The sequence below is a fragment of the Terrisphaera buseokensis genome (assembly GCF_047521145.2).
Lineage (GTDB): Bacteria > Verrucomicrobiota > Verrucomicrobiia > Opitutales > Opitutaceae > ER46.
The window spans coordinates 3,134,059-3,152,674 of record NZ_CM134186.1; the positions used below are offsets into that span (position 1 = coordinate 3,134,059).

Genomic DNA, 18,616 nt, shown 5'->3' on the forward strand with positions numbered 1-18,616 from the left:
TGGGAATCAGGCGCTCCCTGATCCCCGCATCGTGGAATCCACGATGCGCCGCCGGCCCTGCAGGCGACGATCAACGCTGGCGACCGTCGACCCACTCCACGGCTGCGCGCACGAGTTCGGTCGCGGTGTGGAGATGGAGCTTTTCCTTCAAGTGGGCGCGATGCGTCTCCACCGTGCTCGTGCTGAGCCTGAGGTGGGCCGCGATTTGCCGCGTGCCGAAGGCCTGGCCGATCAACTCGAAGACCTCCAGTTCGCGGTCGCTCAATGCCGCGGCATGGTCGCCCTCGCGTGTCGCCGGACTGCCGCCAAAGCGATGCACCGCGCGGTCGCGCATCACTTCGCTCAAATAGACCTCCCCTTGCAGCACGCGCCTTACCGCGGCGAGCAGGCGGGCCGCGCCCTCGCTTTTCATGATGTAGCCGCGCGCGCCGGCGCGCAGCACGCGTTCTGCATAGAGGCTCTCGTAGTGCATGGAGAACACCAGGACGGCGACCTGCGGAAACTGGGCGTGCAGGTCCTTCACGAGTTCGAGGCCGCTGCTCTCCGCCAGCGACAGATCGGTGAGCACCAGATGCGGCGACTTCGCGCGCACGAGGTGGAGCGCGGCCTTCGCCGTGGCGGCCACGCCGACCACGGCGAGTCCGGGTTCGCTCCGCAGCAGATGGGCGACGCCCTCACAGGTCAGCGGGTGATCGTCGACCACGATGATCCGTTTGGTCGCTCGGGAGGCGGCGGCGGAGTGGGGGAGCTTGGCTTTCACTTTCATGGGGGCGGAGGTGCGGCCTTCGATCGCAGGGCGTCCTTGACGGTGCAGATGACGGCCGTGCCGCCGTTGGTCTCGCGCTGCACGACGAGCGAGCCGTTGATCACTCCGGCCCGGTATTGCATGACGCGCAGACCCATCCCGTGTTTTTTCCGGGGCAGCCCGGCAATGCCGCTGCCGTTGTCGCGCACGCCCAGAATCAGGTCTCGTGCGAGCGTGCTGATCTGGATCTCGATCCGGGTGGGGTTGCCATGGCGGATCGCGTTGCTGACCGCCTCCTGCGCTATCCGAATCAGATGGATGCCGATCGCCGGATCCGCCAATGGCTCGGGGACTGTGCCGCGAAACGTGCAGGTCCGGTGAAAGAGCGCCTGGGTGCGCGACGCCAGATCCTCAAGGGCGGTGGCGAGGGTGGGTCCGACCATTGCGGCGGCGGGCGAGAGGCCGTGCGCCAGGTCGCGGGCGTGGTTCATGGCCTCGCGCAGCGCGAGGGAGACGTCCCGGGCTTTTTTTGCCACCTGCGGCGCGGCACCGTCCAGTTGCCGGATCACCGTTTCATTGAGAAACTCGATGCCGAGGAGTTCCTGGCAGAGATCATCGTGCAGCTCGCGGCCGATGCGTTCGCGCTCCCGCTCCGCGATGCCGAGCACCTCGCGCTCCAGCTCCAGGCGGCGCGTGATGTCGCGCACGAACCAGCGCGAATGCACCAGTTGCCGATCTTTCCACAGGCCGTTCACGTCGATGAGCACATGACGCAGTGAACCGTCCTTGCGCCGGACCTTGGCGCGCTGATCGCGCAGCGACTCGTGCCGGGCGATTCGTTGGAGGATGGCTTCAATGACGTCAGGCTCGGCGTGAAATTCCGCGAGGGTCCTGCCGTTCACCTCGTCGCTGGTGCGCCCAAGCAGATCAAGCTCGGCCTGATTCACGCGATCGATCTGCCCGTCCGGTTTCACCCAGAGCAATCCGATCGGTGCGGCGACGAAGAAGTCCATCAGCGCTTTTTCGTTTTCCAGCATCGCCTCCATGGCGCGCATCCGCCCGCTGACATCACGCAGGATGGAGGTGAAGACCGGCCGGCCTTCGGCCAAGGAATACGAAATCGACGCTTCGATGGGAAACTCGCTGCCGTCGGCGCGGAGGGCGGAAAGCGGGCTCAGGGCATCGGCCGCGCGCCGGGTGGTCCCCTTGCTGACGAACGCCTCAAGGTGCCGGGTGTGTGCGGCGTGATGCTGACGGGGAATCAGAAGGTTCAGGGAGCGCCCCAGGACCTTCGAGGCGGGATGCCCGAACATCCGTTCGGCGGCTGGGTTGAAGATCACGATCCGGTGCCGTTCGTCGACGCTGACGATGGCGTCCATCGCGGCACCGAGAATGCTGTCGAGACGGGTGCGGCTGGCGCGCAGTGCCCCGACAGTGCGGGCCACTTCCGCGGTGCGCTCCGCCAGTCGCCGCTTCAATTCGGCATTGGCCGTCTTGAGTTTTGACCCGGCAGCGCGCGCCTGCGCGAGTTCCCTCCGGGCCCGACGCAGTTCAGGCGTCGTCTGGGCAGAGGCGCGACGCGACGTCCGTTTGGACTGGGGAATTCTCCGGGGCATGGCGCAACGAGTCAGCGGACGGGGCCATTGTCGGGGAGCAGACTCGTGCAGAAACGCGATCGAGTCCGGGTGAGAACACCGGCCGGGCCCGATGCGATCCGAAGAAGTGACTGTGGGGTGGTGGTCACCGGTTGTAGGGCAGCGGCGAGCATAGACCGATGCCGCAGCGCGAGCTCTGCGGATATTGTTTCATGCTGGGCCGAAATTGCCGGGCCCCTCGTCCGGCTGCGGCGCGCCCTGCTGCCCGCCGCGGCGCAACGGTCGCTCACCTCGCACCCAAATTGTGCGCAGCGAATGACAACCGGTGCGAAGCGGTTTCGGTGGGCGGGTGTAGCTTAAACCATGAAGAGCGCCCCGTCGGCGCAGAAGCGAGAACCCCAGCGGAAACCAACCTATGAAAACAATTCTGGCTCCGATTGATTTCTCCCCCGTAACGCTGGCTGTAGCCGAAGAAGCGATACGTCTGGCGCGCCTGGTGAAGGGCCGCGTGGTGTTCGTGCACGTGGTCGAACCGCCGTCGCAGGCCCGCGATATCTTCCCGGCCGGCAAGCTGTCCATCGAGGTGCTGCGCGCGGCGAAGCAGATGGTGCAGGACAAGCTCGATGAACTCGGCCGGAAGCTGCGGCGCCGCTATGCGCGGATTGAACTCGTGCAGGTGACCGGAAAACGCGTCGACTGCCTGGTTCAACAGGCGAAGACGCTGCCCGCCCTCTACGTGGTCATCGGATCGCACGGCCATGGCGCGATGTTCGACGCGCTCGTCGGCAGCGTGGCCCGCGGCGTCCTGCTGCGCGCGCCGTGCCCCGTCCTGGTCGTGCTCTCGAAGGCGGTAAAGGTCTAGGCGCGACGGCCATGAACACGTTTACTCGTCCAGCCCTGATCAGCACCTTTCGCGATCGGGTGGAGGCGGGCCGGCTGCTCGCCGCCAAGCTTTCGGCCTACGCCGGACGCCCGAACGCCCTCGTGCTCGCACTACCGCGCGGCGGCGTGCCGGTCGGCTTCGAGGTCGCGCATGCGTTGCAGCTGCCGCTCGAAGTCCTCGTTGTCCGCAAGCTCGGTGTGCCCGGACATGAGGAACTGGCGATGGGCGCGATCGCCTCTGGCGGCATGCTTTATCGCAACGAACGCGTGCTGGCGTCGTTTCATGTCACGCCGGCCGCGCTGGCGTCGGCGCTGCAGCACGAAACGGCCGAACTTGAGCGGCGCGAGCACCTCTTCCGTGGCTCGCGTCCGCCGCTGCAGGTGAAGGGCCGGACGCTCATCGTGGTCGACGATGGCATCGCCACGGGCTCGACGATGCGGGCGGCGTTGCAGGCGCTGGCGACCGGCGAGCCGGCTGCAGTCGTGGTGGCGGCACCGGTGATCGCGGCCGATACGGCGCGCGATTTGCAGGAGGATGCGGGCAAGGTCGTCGCCGTGCTGACGCCGGACAACCTCAACGCGATCGGCCAGTTCTACGCCGACTTTCAACCAACGTCGGACACGGAGGTGAAACGTCTTCTCGCCGCGTGTACGACCGCCGGCGGGTGTCCGGCGGCCAAACCTCGCCGCCCGAAAACCCGCGCGCCGGCGCACGCCGGCGCGGCCCGCAGCGTGCCGCCGCAGTGGGCGTGGCATTTTCGGACGCTGCTCGCATTGCGGAATCATCTGCTCTGCGGCGGCGGCGATCGGTTGCGCGATCCCGGTGAGGCGATGGAGCCGCCGAGCGTGCATGGCGTGGATCTGATGGATGAACTCTACGACCGGGAACTGGGTGCCGCCCTGCCGCGTCGGACGGATGAGGCGGTGGTGGAGGTGGAAGCGGCGCTGCAACGGATGGAGCAGGGCACGTATGGTATTTGTGCGGTCACGGGCCGCCCCATTCCGCCGGCGGAGTTGCGCGCGCTGCCCTGGCGCCGGACGGCGGCATCACCACGTCCCCGGCGTCGGGCACCCGTGAAAACACCGCCTCTTCATGACGTGAAACGCCCCGCGACGGCGTAAGGCGTCGCGGGGCGGGTGGACGGTTCTCGACGGACCTTACGGCCCGGTCGGATAGTCGATCTCGTACAACGGATCGAGGCGGACGTAGCGCGGCTGGATGAACGCGACGAGGTCGATCAATTCCTTGACCGTCATCATGTCGTTCACCGACGGCATCGGCGTCTTCTCCATTTTCTTCTGCTGCTGGAGCGTGAGGGCGTCCGACAGGCTGGCGGCGGGGTGCACGATCGACGTCAGAAGATCGCCGTAGGTCCGGAGCCGGGCGACCTTGCCGCCGAGCGCGAGGGTTTTCTCCGCGGGCTCGGTGGGTTTGGGCAATTCGACGCCGTCGACCGTGTGACAGTTGACGCATTTCAGTGCGATGAAGGCGGCTTTGCCGCGGATCGGATCGCCGTCGGGGAGACGGAAGGTGCGGGTGGACTTCAGACTTTTCTGGCAGCCGGCGGCGAGCACGACGAGTAACGCGAGGGTAACCAAGCAGCGTGTTTTCACGCGGCAACTATCCGCCGACATGGCCGATTCTGCGCCGCCTTTTTTGTCCAGGGCTCGGCATTCCTTGGTGACGGGGCAGGGCGGGGCGCACCGGGGCAAACGCACCCTGCTTCGAAATCGCCGGCACCCCGATCGTCACCCCCGGGATTTCCGAACAAGTCATACCAATCGCTCTTTGCCTTTGGACTTTAGCCGTGGCTACGAGCGCCAGCGAGTGGCCGTTCGGCCACTCGCTGGCGCTCGTAGCCACGATCGATCCAGAAGTCCAAAAGCAAGGAGCGATTGGTATCACGCTCCAGTTACCACATCCTCGCGGCTCGCGGGCGCTCAATCGACTTGTCGACCGCGTGAAACCTGCCTGTCTTACGACCGTCATCGGAGCACGTGCCGTCCGCCGGTGCCTCCACCCCGCGCTTCACCCTCTCCAGGCCCGCCACTTCGTCCATGTCTTTCCCTTCCACTCCGCACCTGTGGCGTCCGTCGCGCCGTGAATTTCTCTACGTCGGCCTGGTGGGAACGGTCGGCCTGACCATGAGCGAGTTGTTCCGCCAGGAATGCCGGGCGGCGGCCGCGGCGGGCAAGGGGCAGCTCGGGCTCGGAGCCGGCAAGGCGAAGTCGGTCATTAATATTTATCTGCCGGGCGGCATGTCGCACCAGGAGTCGTTTGATCCCAAGCTGACGGCGCCCGTCGAGTACCGGGGCCCGCTCGAGGCGATCAAGACGAACGTCGATGGCGTGTATTTTTCGGAGAACCTGAAGGAAACGGCGAAGGTCGCGGACAAGATCACCGTCATCCGCTCGATGACGCATGGCGAGGCGGCGCACGAACGCGGCACGCATGCGATGTTCACGGGTTACCGGCCAAGTCCGGCGATCCAGTATCCGAGTTTCGGCAGCGTGGTGTCGCACGAGCTCGGACCGCGCAGCGATCTCCCGCCGTACGTCCTGATTCCGACCCAGACCACGCCGTATGCCGGCACCGGTTATCTCGGATCCGCCTACGGTGCCTTTGCCCTCGGCAGCGATCCGGCGAACGACAATTTTTCCGTGCGCGACCTGACGCTGCCGGGCGGCATTGACGCCCAGCGGTTCGGCGAGCGGCGCGAAATGCGTTCCGTGGTCGACGCCCACTTCAGCGCGCTCGAGAAATCGGACGCACTCGACGGCATGGATTCCTTCTACCAGCGCGCTTACGCGATGATCAGTTCGGAAAAGGCGCGCGCGGCCTTCGACATCAAGGCCGAGCCGAAAAAGATCCGCGACGACTACGGCCGCAATCAGGCCGGCCAACGCATGTTGCTCGCCCGTCGTCTCGTCGAGGCCGGCGTGCGGTTCGTCTCGCTCACCTACGGCAGCTGGGATCACCACGACAACATCAAGCGCGCGAACGGCACGCAGATGCCCAATTTCGATCGCGCGTACGCCGCGTTGATCCGCGATCTCGACGAGCGCGGACTGCTCGAGTCGACGCTCGTGATCGTGAACACCGAATTCGGTCGCACGCCCAAGATCAACGGCACGGCGGGCCGCGATCACTGGCCCAAGGTGTTCAGCATCGCGCTGGCCGGTGGCGGCGTGAAGCGCGGGTACGTCCACGGTTCGTCCGATGCGACCGGCGGCGAACCGGATTCCGATCCGTTGAGTGTCGAGGACTACGCGGCCACCGTCTTCCACCAGATCGGCATCGATCCCGAGAAGCCGTTGATCACGCCGGGCGGCCGGCCCCAGCTGATTGTGAAGGACGGCAAGGTCGTGAAGGAATTACTCGCCTGACCATGGCAGCCATGCGCGGGGCGGGAATAGGGATGTGTTTCCGTAACGGGTGCCGGGGCGGCCTGATCGCAGGGCTGTCGCTGGCCACGGCGGCGTTCGCGGTCACGCCCGCGCTGACGACGGTGACGCCGACCGGCGGGCAACGCGGCACGAGCGTGGAAGTCACGTTGCGCGGCGATCGCCTCGCCGACATGCAGGACATGTTTTTTTATCAGGAGGGCATCACGCTGCAGCGCGTCGTCGAGGCGACCGACAAGCAGGTGAAGGCGGTGTTCGCGATCGCGCCGGACTGCCCGCTCGGCGAACACCTGCTGCGCGTGCGCACCGCCGGCGGCATTTCGCCGCTGCGGCTGTTCTTCGTCGGGCCGTTTGCCGCCGTTGACGAGAAGGAGCCGAACAACACGCGCGACAAGGCGCAGCCGGTATCGCTCAACACCACGGTGCAGGGCGCGATGGCCGGCGAGGACGTCGACACGTTTGTCGTCGAGGCCAAGGCGGGCCAGCGCCTCTCGCTTGAGATCGAGGGCGCGCGGCTCGGCCGCACGATGTTCGATCCGCATCTCGCGATTCAGGATGAAACCGGTCGCGTGGTCGCGGCCTCCGATGACACGCCGCTGCTCGGTCACGACGGGTTCGTGAGCGTCGTTGTGCCCGCGGCGGGGCGCTATTTTGTACAGGTGCATGACATGGCCTACGCGGGCAACGGTCATGTCTACCGGTTGCATGTCGGGGATTTCTCCCGGCCGGCGATCGCGTTGCCTCCCGGAGGTCAGGCGGGAACGAAACTCGAGGCTCGCTTCATCGGCGATCCGGCGGGCGACGTGGTGCAGGCGGTGCGACTGCCCGCCGCACCGCATCCGAAGTTCGGTTACACGCCGGAGGGCGCCGGCGCGACGACCTCGCCCAACTGGTTCCGCGCGTCGGCGTTTCCGAATGCGGACGTCGCGACGACCAGCCCGACCGCCGCGACCGCGCCGGTGGTCGGGACCGCGGTGCCGTTTGCGTTCAACGGCGTGCTGGCGCAGAAGGGCGAGCCGGCGTTTTTTCGCTTCAACGCGAAGCAGGGCCAGAACCTCGAGGTCCAGGTGTTCGCCCGCCGCCTCGGTTCGCCGCTCGACTCGGTCCTCACGGTGCTGAGTCCGAAGGGTGCCACGCTCGGCAACAACGACGATGCCTCGGGCAATCCCGACAGTTCGCTGCGGGTGAAGATCGCGGAGACCGGGGTGCACGCGGTGAAGATCGCGGATCAACTGGGCCGCGGCAGCCCGCTGTACGTGTACCGCGTCGAAATCACCGAGGTGAGTCCGGCGATCACGCTCTCGATTCCCGACACCGCGCGCTACGACAACGAGACGCGCAAATCGATCGTGGTCCCGCGCGGGAACCGTTTTGCCGTGCTGATGAATCTCAACCGTGATGCCAGCAACAGTGAGCTGCAGCTCGCGTTCGACGGCCTGCCCGAGGGCGTGTCCGCGGTTTCGGATCGCGTGCCCGGCAGTCTCTCGGCGGTGCCGGTGGTTTTCGAGGCGGCGGCCGATGCCCCGATCGCGGGGCGCCTGCTCACGCCGGTGGCCACGGCTGTGGATCCCGCCACGGCGCCGCATCTCACCAGTCGTTTTCGCCACACCGTCGAATGGGTGCGCATCCAGAACGACACCGTGTACACGCGTTCCGAGGTCAATCGGATTGCTGCGGCCGTGGTCGAGGAGTTGCCCTTCAAGGTTCGCGTCGTGGAACCCCGGGTTCCGCTCGTGCAGGGTGGCGAGATGAGCCTGCGCCTCGTCGCGGAACGCGCGGAAGGGTTCACCGACCCGATCACCGTGAAGATGCTGTGGAATCCGCCGGGCGTGACCTCGCCGCCCGATCTCGTGATTCCGAAGAACGAGACCACGGTCGAGTACAAGCTCAACGCCAACGCGAAGGCCGAGGCGCGGACTTCGAAAATCGCGCTGATTGCGAGCGCCACCGTGAAGGGCGGCCTCGCGCACGTGTCGACGCAGCTCGCGGCGCTCGAGGTCGCGCCGGCGTTTCTCTTCGGGAAGATTGCGCTGACCAAGGTCGAGCGTGGACAACGCGTGAAACTCGTGTGCGCGCTCGAGCAGAAGGTGGCGTTTGAAGGTCCCGCGGTTGCACGGCTCGTTGGTTTGCCGAACGGCACGACCGCCGAACCGGTGGAAATCACCAAGGACTCCGCGGAGGCGGTGTTCGATGTCGTCACGACGGAGAAAAGCCCGCTTGGCAACCACAAGAGCGTCTTCTGCAGCGTGGTCGTGAAAAAGAACGAAGAACCGATCACGCACGTCATCGCAACCGGCAGCGTGCTCCGCATCGATCCGCCGCGGGGCAAACCGGTCGCAGTGGCCGAAGGAGTGAAGCCGTGAATCCCGCCATGCTTGCAGCCGTGAAGTCATTACCGACCGATATCGCTCTGACGACCGCGCGCCGCACTGGCTCCGCACTTGCTCGTGTGACGTTTCGCCTCCTCGGGGCGTGGCTGGTGGCGGCGCTGCTGACGGTCGGGCTTCACGCCAAGGCCCCGGCGCTCACCGACGTGAAGGTGTATCCCGCCGACGTGAATCTGAAGACGCGGCAGGACCGGCAGCTGCTGGTCGTGCAGGCGACCTACGCCGACGGCGTCACGAAGGACGTCACGGCCCAGGCGGGAATCACCATCGCCAACAAAGCACTGGTCAAACTTGATCGCGCCGTGCTCACGCCCGTGGCCGACGGCACGACCGAGGTGCGCGTGAAGTTCCAGGGCCGCACGCTCGCCGTGCCCGTCAAGGTGGAGCAGGCGAACGCGGAGGAGCCGATCAGTTTCACGAAGGATGTGATGCCGGTGTTCACCAAGGCCGGTTGCAACACCGGCGGCTGCCACGGTTCGTCGCGCGGCAAGGACGGCTTTCATCTCTCGCTCTTCGGCTACGATCCGGACGGTGATTATTTCCGTCTGACCCGGCAGATGATCGGTCGGCGCATCAATCTCGCGCTGCCGGAGGAGAGTTTGCTGTTGGAGAAGTCGACCAACCAGGTGCCGCACACGGGCGGCGAACGGTTCAAGCCGGACAGCGACCTCTATCGCACGCTGCTGACGTGGCTCAAGGCCGGCGCGCCCAAGGATAGCGGCGAGGTGGCGCGCGTGGAGCGTCTTGAAATCCATCCCCGGCAGTCGGTCCTCGAAGGTGCGGGCGAGTCGCAGCAATTGAATGTTCGCGCTTTTTATTCCGATGGAACGGATCGGGACGTCACGGCGCTCACGGCGTTCATGAGCAACAACGACGTGGCCGTGAAAGTGTCCGAGACCGGCAAGGCCCTGGCCGGCGTGCGCGGCGAGGCCTTCATCACCGCGCGTTACGAAGGCCATGCGACCGGCGTGCAGGTCCTCTCGATCCCGAAGGATCTCAAGTTCACGTGGCCGGCCGTCGCGGAAAACAATTATATCGACGGTCTGGTGAACGCGAAGCTGCGCAAGCTGCGGATCGCGCCGTCGGAGGTGAGCGACGACGCGACGTTCCTGCGCCGCGTTTACCTCGATCTCACGGGGACGCTGCCGACGCCGGCCGAGGTGCGGGCGTTCCTCGCCGATTCTGCGGCGGGCAAACGCGACGCGGTGATCGATGCGTTGATGACGCGGAAGGAGTTCGTCGATCTCTGGGTGATGAAGTGGGCGGAGTTGCTGCAGATTCGCAGCGCCGACCAGCAGCTGCAGATGAGCACGAAGTCCGCGCGACAATACTTCGACTGGCTCGAGGATCAGATTGCGCGGAACGTCCCGGTCGACGCGATGGCGCGCACGCTGCTCACCGCCACCGGACCGAGTTTCGAGGCGCCGGCGGCGAATTTCTACAAGGTCGAGCGCGACACGCTGAAGCTCTCCGAGAACGTCGCGCAGGCCTTCATGGGCGTGCGCCTGCAGTGCGCCCAGTGCCACAACCATCCGTTCGATCGCTGGACGATGAACGATTACTACGGCTTCGCGGCGTTCTTCGCGCAGATCGGGCGCAAGGCGGGCGAGGATCCGCGCGAGACGATCGTGTTCAACAACGGCAGCGGCGGCGTGAAGCATCCCGTCGGCGGCAAGGACGTCGCGCCGAAGTTTCTCGGCGGCAAACAGCCAGTCGCGGCCAAGGGGGCGGACCGACGCCAGTTGCTGGCCGAGTGGATGGCGTCGGAGGAGAATCCGTATTTCGCCCGCAATCTCGCGAACCTCGTGTGGGCCCATTTCTTTGGCGTCGGGATCATCGATCCCGTGGACGACGCGCGCGTCAGCAATCCGCCCTCGAATCCCGAACTGCTCGACGAGCTCGCGGCCCGCACCGTCCGCTACGGTTACGATTTCAAGCAGCTCGTCCGCGACATCTGCCGTTCGCGAACTTACCAGCTGGCCGCGGCGCCGAACGACACGAACGTCCATGACCAGCGCAACTTCTCCCGCGCGAGCGTGCGCCGAATTCGTGCCGAGGTGCTGCTGGACGTGATCGGCAGCGTGACCGGCAGCACCGAGAAGATCGTCGGTTTGCCGGCGGGTTCGCGCGCGGTGGAGATCGCGGACGGACGCACGAGCACATATTTTCTCACGACCTTCGGCCGAGCGACGCGCGAAACACCGTGTTCGTGCGAGGTGAAGATGGAGCCGAATCTCTCGCAGGCGCTGCACCTGCTCAATGGCGACACCGTCAACGCGAAGATCGCAAACGGCGGCCTGGTGAAAAAGCTGCTGAAGGAAGGCTGGCAGCGCGACGCCATCATCGGCGAACTGTACCTGCGCACGCTCGGGCGGTTGCCGACGGCGGTGGAGACGGGCAAGCTGGCGGAGTTTTTCATCGAGGGCAAAAGCCAGGACGTCGTGCTGAACGACCTCTTCTGGTCGCTGCTGAATGCGAAGGAATTTGTGTTCAACCACTGAGCTGATCATGACCGCCGCCCGCATGATGTTTGCCGGAGTGTCGAGTGTGTTGCTCCTGGGCGTCGCGTGCGCCAGCGAGCCGAAGAAGGTGACGTACGAGGATGACGTGCTGCCGATCTTCCGGAACAACTGCCTGAAGTGTCACAACCCCGACAAGCAGAAGGGCGATCTCGACCTCACCTCGTTCAGCGCCGCCATTAAGGGCGGCGGCAGCGGGACGACCATCAACGCCGGCGATCCCGACGGCAGCGCGTTGTTCAAGAGCATCACGCACGCCGACGAGCCGACGATGCCGCCGAACGCGAAGCTGCCGGATCGCGACATCGACACCATTCGGCGCTGGATCGAAGGCGGCTTGCTGCAGGGAGCCGGGAGCAAGGCCATCGCGGCGAATCGCCCGGCGGTCGATCTGTCGCTGAAGGCCGGTTCGGTCGGCCGGCCCGACGGCCCGCCGCCGATGCCCGGCGCGTTGCCGCTCGAGCCACTCGTGCGGGCACCGCGGACGTCGGCGCTGACCGCGATCGCGAGCAGTCCGTGGGCGCCGGTGGTGGCGCTGGCCGGGGCGAAGCAGATCGTGTTCTATCACACCTCGGATCTCGATTTCATCGGCGTGCTGCCGTTTGCCGAGGGCGTGGCGTGCGACGTGAAATTCAGCCGCAACGGGAAACTCCTGCTCGCGAGCGGCGGCCGCGGCGGCCAGTCCGGCCTCGTCGCCGTCTGGGACATCGCACGCGGTGAACGCGTCATCACCGTCGGCGATCAGTTCGACTCGGTGCTCGCCGCGGACATCAGTCCCGATCAGCAGTGGATCGCCCTCGGCGGGCCGGATCGGTTGCTCAAGATCTATGCGACCAAGGACGGCACCCTCGAGCACAAGAAGAAGAAACACACCGAGTGGGTGACCGCGGTGGAGTTTTCGCCCGATGGCAAATACCTCGCCAGCGGTGACCGCAACGGCGGGCTCGTGTTGTGGGAGGCGGAGAGCGGGCAGGAGATGTTCACTCTGCCGGGTCACAAGGGCGGCATCACCGCGATTTCGTGGCGGAGCGATTCAGCGCTGTTCCTTTCGGCGAGCGAGGATGGCACCGTGAAATGGTGGAAGGCCTCGGACGGCAGCCCGCTGCGCAGCATCACGGCGCACGCCGGCGGGGTGTTGTCGGCGCGGTTCGGACCCGATGGTCGGATCGTCTCGTCCGGCCGGGATAACAAGGTTCAAATCTGGGACGCCGCCGGCAAGGTGGTGCGCACGATGGCGTTCAATGGCGAGCTGCCCAACCGCGTGACGTTCGCCGACGACGGCACCCGCGTAATCGGGAGCGACTGGAAGGGCGCGGTGTACGTGTGGGAGGTGAAGACCGGCAAAGTGCTCGGTGAACTCGCGGCCAATCCGCCAACGCTGGCGGAGCGCGTTCAGCACTGGTCGGATCAACTTTCCACCCTTAAGCAGGAAATCGTTGCCGCCGGCGTGGCCCGCAGTCGGGCGGACGCGGAGGTCGTGGCGGCTCAAGTTGCAGCCGAGCGCATCCGGAAATCCATTACGGAAGTGAATCGCACGATCGCGCAGAAGAACGACGAGATTCGCCGGCATGCGGCCCAGCTGGCTGTCATGGCGGACGACGCCGCGGCCCAAAGCGATCTGAAGGCCGCGCGTGCGGAGTCGGTGGCGCTGAAGGCGCGGTCAGTGGCGTTGGAACAGGAAGCGGCGGCGGCGGGCAAGGCGCTGGCCGCAGCCCGCAAGCAGGCCGGCGAAGCCCAGGCGGCGGTCGGCACGGCGACGGCCAAGCTCGAAGCGGCGAAGGCATCGCTGAGCAAGTGGCAGTCCGCGTTACAGACGGCGAAGTCCGCGGAACGGGGCAAAGTGTCGCTGCGGTAGGCCTCTTCCCTCCGAGCGCCTGAATTCCGCCGGCCTTCGGTCCGAGCTGACGGTGGCGTCGACGGTCCCGCTTTTCGCCGGACGATTCGCGTGCGCGGTGCAAAGCACAGGCCCGCGGTGCACGACCGAAAACACGGGTTGTGTTCTGCAGGGCACGGTGTTGTTTTTCGGTCCCCTTTGTCCCCATGATCCGACGTCTTGTCTTCTCCGGTTTCGCGGCGGCCGTGACCGCGACGCTCGTTCTCCCCGGCTGCAACAGCCAGACGCCGGCGCCGTCTGCGGCCACGCGGAGCCCGGCTCCCGCGACCGGTGAGTCGGTCGCGCGCACGGCCCGGCCGGCATCGCCTGCGATGTCCCGCAAACTGTCGTTCAACGAGGACATCCAGCCCATTCTCGCGGAGAACTGTTACGCCTGCCACGGCGCTGATCCTGGTTCCCGCAAGGCCGAGCTGCGTTTGGATCGCGCGGAGCACGCCTACGCCAAGCGCAAGGACGGTGGGCCGGCGATTGTCCCGGGGAAGCCGGACGAGAGTCCGCTCGTGCAGCGGATCGAGTCGAAGGACGAAAAGAAAATCATGCCGCCGCCCGAGGCGCACAAGACGCTCAAGCCGGAACAGGTCGCGCTCCTGCGGGACTGGATTGCGAGCGGCGGAATCTATGAGGAGCACTGGGCCTTCATCACGCCGCGCCGTCCGGCGGTGCCGGTGGTGGACGCCGCGCTGACGAACGGGGTCAAGACGCCCGTCGATGCGTTCATCCGGGCGCGCCTAGCCCGGGAAAATCTTTCGCCCTCGCCCGAGGCCGATCGGCGGACGCTGATTCGGCGCGTGACGCTCGACCTCACCGGTATTGTGCCGACGCCCGCGGAAGTGGCGGCGTTCGTGGCGGACCAGGCACCCGGCGCGTACGAGCGGGTGGTGGAACGGTTGCTGGCGAGCCCGCGTTACGGCGAGCAGCGGGCGCGGTACTGGCTCGATTACGCGCGGTACGCGGATACGCACGGGATCCATTTCGATAACTACCGCGCGATCTGGCCGTATCGCGATTACGTGATCCGGGCGTTCAACGCGAACAAGCCGTTCGACACCTTCGTCCGTGAGCAACTGGCGGGCGATCTGCTCCCCGCGAAATCGATCGACGAACTCGCGGCGACCGGGTTCATGCGCTGCAATCTCACGACCAACGAGGGCGGCACGATCACCGAAGAGGTGTTCGTCAACCAGACCCGCGACCGCGTCGAGGCGTTTGGCGCGACGTTTCTCGGCCTCACCACGGGCTGCGCAGCGTGTCACGATCACAAGTTCGATCCGATCACGCAGCGCGATCACTACAGCTTGGCGGCGTTTCTCAACAACACGCTCGAGAAGCCGTGGGATTTGAACATCGCGGATCCCGGCCCGGTGCTGCGGCTGCCCAAGCCCGAGAACCAAGCCACCGCGGAGCTCGTGCTCAAGGGCCGCGCGGAGTTGCAGGCGAAGCTGGAGGCGCGACGCGCGCGGGCGCGGGAACTGGCCGGAGCGTGGATCGCGGCGGGCAACCGGCCCACGCCGGTGGCGACCGACGGACTCGAATTACGGCTCCGGCTCGATGAGGGCAAGGGCGACGTCCTGCGCAATTCCGCTCCCGGCGCGAAGGTGAAGGAATTCAAGGCCGACACGAATCCGCTGATCTGGGGCGAGAACTCCTGGCTCTGGCCCTCCATGCGGATGGATATCCTGACCCGGATTGCGCTGGGCGACGTGGGGAACGTCGACGCCGACGACAAATTTTCCGCCGGCGGCTGGCTCATGCTGCGCGCCAAGCCAGGCGGCGGGGTGCGCACCGGCACCGGCAGCGGAACGCTTCTCGGCCGGATGGGTGACGAGAAGCGCAAGGGCGGGGCGGGGTGGGACATTTACCAAGAGGGCCTGCAGATCTTCGTCAACCTCGCTCCCGATATCGACCTTTCGGATACCACGGATGCTGCCAAGCCACCGGCGGCGGCCGCGCAGGCCTCGCCCGCACCCGCGACGAAAAAGGGCGCGAAGAAAGCGGCCGTGGCGTCGACTGCATCGAGTCCGCGCGCCACACCAGCGGCACCGGTGAAGCGCGGCCTGCAAGTCGCGACCAAGCTGGGGCCGATCGTGCGTGACGAATGGATGCATGTGTTCGTCACCTACGACGGATCGCGCAAGGCGTCGGGCGTGAAGATTTATGTCAACGGCCGCAGCGTTGAAACCGAAACAAAGCTCGATACGCTGACCGCGAAGGATTCGATTCGAACCGACGCGGCGATGCATCTGGGCCGGCGCGACGACTATTTGCCGATGCGCGAGACCCGTTTCCAGGACGTGCGTTTTTACCGCCGCATGCTGACGACGGACGAGGTGGCGCGCCTGCCGTTCGAGGATCTGGCCGCGGAGATTGTGGCGCGCAGGCCGGCTGCGGCTGACTGGACCACCGATGAGAAGTTCGTGGTCGCTGATCGTTTTTTCCTCGGGGAAAAGGACCCGGAGACGATGGCGCTCAGCGCGGCGGTGGCGGCGCACGATGTCGCGTTTGAAGCGCTGACGAAAGACGGCGCGGCGACCTTGATCGCCCTCGAGAAACCCACCCCGGCCTACGCCGACGTGCTGAAGCGCGGCGACTACTACGCGCGCGTCGAGCGGGTGGAGCCGACGGTGCCACATTTTCTGCCCGGCCTGCCCGCGGGGGCGCCGCGCAATCGCCGCGGCCTCGCCGAGTGGCTGGTGGCACCGGAGCAGCCGCTCATGGCGCGCGTCACGGTGAATCGCATGTGGCAGGAAGTGTTCGGCCGCGGGCTGGTCGAGAGCGCGGGCGATTTCGGGATCATGGGTGACCGTCCCTCTCATCCTGAGTTGCTCGACTGGCTGGCCGTGGAGTTCCGCGAGAGCGGGTGGGACGTGAAGAAATTCTACCGCATGCTCGTGACCTCGGCGAGTTATCGCCAGGATGCCGCGGCGACGCCCGAGCGACTCGCGCGCGATCCGGTGAACAAGTTTCTCTCGCGCGGCCCGCGGTTCCGGATGGATGGCGAGATGCTGCGTGACAGCGCGCTCGCGGTTTCAGGGCTGCTGGTGGAAAAACTGGGCGGGCCATCGGTGAAACCCTACCAACCGGCGGGAATCTGGGAGGAAGTGGCCATGCCGGAGTCCAACACGCGAACCTACGTGGCGGACAAGGGCGAGGGTTTGTATCGGAGAAGTCTGTACACCTTTTGGAAGCGCGCCTCGCCGCCGGCGACGATGGAGACCTTTGACGCGACTTCGCGAGAAATGGTCTGCACCCGCCGCGCGCGCACCAATACGCCGCTGCAGGCGTTCATCACCATGAACGATCCCCAATGGGTCGAGTCGGCGCGCAAGCTGGCAGAACGCGCGATGAAGGCCGGTGCCACGCCGTTAGCCCGGATCGATTTCATGGCGAACGTCACGCTGGGCCGTCCGCTTGCCGCGCGGGAAGCGCGCGTGCTCTCCGAGAGCCATGGAAAATTCCAGACGCGCTTCGGTCAGGAGCCTCAGGAAGTGAAGGCGTTGCTCGCCGTGGGTGAATCCAAGAGTGACGAATCGCTGCCGCCGGCCGAGTTGGCCGCGTGGACGGTGGTCGCGAGTCAGTTTCTGAATCTGGACGAGTTCCTCACCAAATAATCTCCGGCGTCATGCACTCCTCCTCAATGTCTCCCTCTGATCCCTCCCTGTGCTCCGACCACGGCGGCGAACATCCCACCGTGTGGAATTTGCCGCATGTGCCCGTGGGGCTGAAGCGCGAGTGGCTCGAGCTGGAAACTCGCCGGCACTTTCTCGGGCGGGGCGTCAAGGCGCTGGGTGCGGCTGGCCTCGCGATGCTGCTCGGTCGCACCGCGCCGGAGCTGCTGGCGAGCGGCGCGTTGTCGCCGGCAGCGGGTTTTGGTCCGTCGGTGGGCCCGCATTTTGCCCCGAAGGCGAAACGCGCCATCTACCTTTTCATGGCGGGGTCGCCGTCACAGTTCGAGACGTGGGACTACAAGCCGGGACTCGCGAACCTGTTCGACAAGGATCTGCCCGAGTCGGTGCGCGGCGGCCAGGTGCTCACCGGCATGACGGCGAGCCAGGCGCGCTTCCCGATCGCGCCCAGCGTGTATAAGTTTGCTCAGCAGGGCAAAGCGGGGCACTGGGTGTCGGAGCTTTTCCCCCACACCGGAAAAGTCGCGGACGATCTCTGCGTGATCAAATCGCTCTACACCGAGGCCATCAATCACGAGCCCGCGATCCTGCAGCTCACGACGGGAAACATGTTCCCGGGGCGGCCATCGATCGGGGCGTGGCTGTCGTATGGCCTGGGCGCGGCCAATGACGAGCTGCCAACGTTTGTCGTCATGACGTCGAAGATGCCGATTCGCACGAACGTGCAGGCGTTGTCCAACCGGCTGTGGTCATCCGGCTTCCTTTCCCCGGAGCATGCTGCGGTCGCCTTGCGGGCGGGCAGCGATCCCGTGCTCTACATCAACAATCCCAAGGGCATCGACGGCGGCGTGCGGCGCGCCATGATCGACGGCGTGAACGATCTGAACCGCCAGCTCTTCGAGCGCGTGGGCGATCCCGAGATCAATGCGCGAATCTCGCAGTACGAAATGGCCTTCCGGATGCAGACCTCGGTGCCGGAGCTGGCGGACTTTTCCGACGAGCCCGCGTCGACCTGGGACCTGTACGGACCGAAGGCGCGCGAGCCCGGTACGTTCGCCTACAATTGCCTGATGGCGCGACGACTGGCGGAGCGGGGCGTGCGGCTCACGCAAATCTTCCTGCGCAGCTGGGATCAGCACAGCAATCTGCCGAACAACATCCGCGCGATGGCCGAGGAATCGGACCGGCCCACGTACGCGCTGGTGACGGACTTGAAACGTCGCGGGCTGCTCGACGACACCGTTGTGATCTGGGGCGGCGAGTTCGGGCGGACGGTTTATTCGCAAGGCGTGCTGCGTCCGGACAACTACGGCCGCGATCATCATCCGCGCTGCTTCAGCATGTGGATGGCCGGTGGCGGCGTGAAGCCCGGGGTGTCGTTTGGCGAGACGGATGATTTCTCGTACAACATCGCGAAGGACCCGGTGCACATTCGCGATCTCCACGCGACCATTCTTCATCTCTTCGGGATCGACCACACCAAGCTTACCTTCAAGCACCAGGGCCTCGATCAGCGGCTGACCGGTGTGCTGCCATCCAGAATCATCGATGCCATCCTCGCCTAAG

General features: G+C 66.0%; 11 protein-coding genes. 8 read left to right on the forward strand and 3 right to left on the reverse strand.

Going from position 1 to position 18,616, the window contains the following annotated elements:
- Positions 1-70: 70 nt before the first annotated feature.
- Complete coding sequence (locus ACLJEU_RS11735; RefSeq protein ID WP_414662925.1) at positions 71-766, reverse strand: response regulator; 696 nt, start codon at positions 764-766, stop codon at positions 71-73.
- On the reverse strand, positions 763-2,361 hold the full coding sequence (locus ACLJEU_RS11740; protein ID WP_414662926.1) for a PAS domain-containing sensor histidine kinase: 1,599 nt from the start codon (positions 2,359-2,361) through the stop codon (positions 763-765). Before ACLJEU_RS11740 ends, ACLJEU_RS11735 begins: the two co-directional genes overlap by 4 nt.
- Before the next feature lie 394 nt (positions 2,362-2,755).
- Here ACLJEU_RS11740 and ACLJEU_RS11745 point away from each other — a divergent pair, with 394 nt between their 5' ends.
- Together ACLJEU_RS11745 and ACLJEU_RS11750 are read left to right on the forward strand one after the other, a co-directional pair.
- Positions 2,756-3,202, forward strand: a complete 447-nt coding sequence (locus ACLJEU_RS11745; RefSeq protein WP_414662927.1) for a universal stress protein — start codon at positions 2,756-2,758, stop codon at positions 3,200-3,202.
- Between the two features lie 11 nt (positions 3,203-3,213).
- Entirely contained in the window at positions 3,214-4,344 is a 1,131-nt protein-coding gene (locus ACLJEU_RS11750; RefSeq protein WP_414662928.1) for a phosphoribosyltransferase family protein, read from the forward strand.
- A 36-nt stretch (positions 4,345-4,380) separates the two neighbouring features.
- On the opposite strand, the gene ACLJEU_RS11755 is transcribed toward ACLJEU_RS11750, so the two are convergent.
- Positions 4,381-4,836 carry a c-type cytochrome gene (locus tag ACLJEU_RS11755; RefSeq protein ID WP_414662929.1) on the reverse strand — a complete coding sequence of 152 codons (456 nt, stop codon included), beginning with the start codon at positions 4,834-4,836 and terminating at the stop codon, positions 4,381-4,383.
- Positions 4,837-5,280: 444 nt separating this feature from the next.
- Here ACLJEU_RS11755 and ACLJEU_RS11760 point away from each other — a divergent pair, with 444 nt between their 5' ends.
- The 6 genes from ACLJEU_RS11760 (at position 5,281) to ACLJEU_RS11785 (ending at position 18,615) form a co-directional block, all read left to right on the forward strand.
- Positions 5,281-6,609, forward strand: a complete 1,329-nt coding sequence (locus ACLJEU_RS11760; protein ID WP_414662930.1) for a DUF1501 domain-containing protein — start codon at positions 5,281-5,283, stop codon at positions 6,607-6,609.
- A 2-nt stretch (positions 6,610-6,611) separates the two neighbouring features.
- On the forward strand, positions 6,612-8,990 hold the full coding sequence (locus ACLJEU_RS11765; RefSeq protein WP_457795385.1) for a PPC domain-containing protein: 2,379 nt from the start codon (positions 6,612-6,614) through the stop codon (positions 8,988-8,990).
- Positions 8,991-9,076: 86 nt separating this feature from the next.
- Positions 9,077-11,515 carry a DUF1549 and DUF1553 domain-containing protein gene (locus ACLJEU_RS11770; RefSeq protein WP_414662932.1) on the forward strand — a complete coding sequence of 813 codons (2,439 nt, stop codon included), beginning with the start codon at positions 9,077-9,079 and terminating at the stop codon, positions 11,513-11,515.
- Between the two features lie 7 nt (positions 11,516-11,522).
- Positions 11,523-13,388, forward strand: coding sequence for a c-type cytochrome domain-containing protein (locus ACLJEU_RS11775; protein ID WP_414662933.1), 1,866 nt, complete (start codon positions 11,523-11,525; stop codon positions 13,386-13,388).
- 185 nt (positions 13,389-13,573) lie between these two features.
- The gene (locus ACLJEU_RS11780) at positions 13,574-17,035 is read left to right on the forward strand and encodes a DUF1553 domain-containing protein (RefSeq protein WP_414662934.1); all 3,462 of its coding nucleotides are present in this window, start codon (positions 13,574-13,576) and stop codon (positions 17,033-17,035) included.
- A gap of 26 nt (positions 17,036-17,061) precedes the next feature.
- Positions 17,062-18,615 (forward strand): DUF1501 domain-containing protein, encoded by a 1,554-nt coding sequence (locus ACLJEU_RS11785; protein ID WP_414662935.1) that lies wholly within the window; start codon positions 17,062-17,064, stop codon positions 18,613-18,615.
- Position 18,616 lies beyond the last annotated feature (1 nt).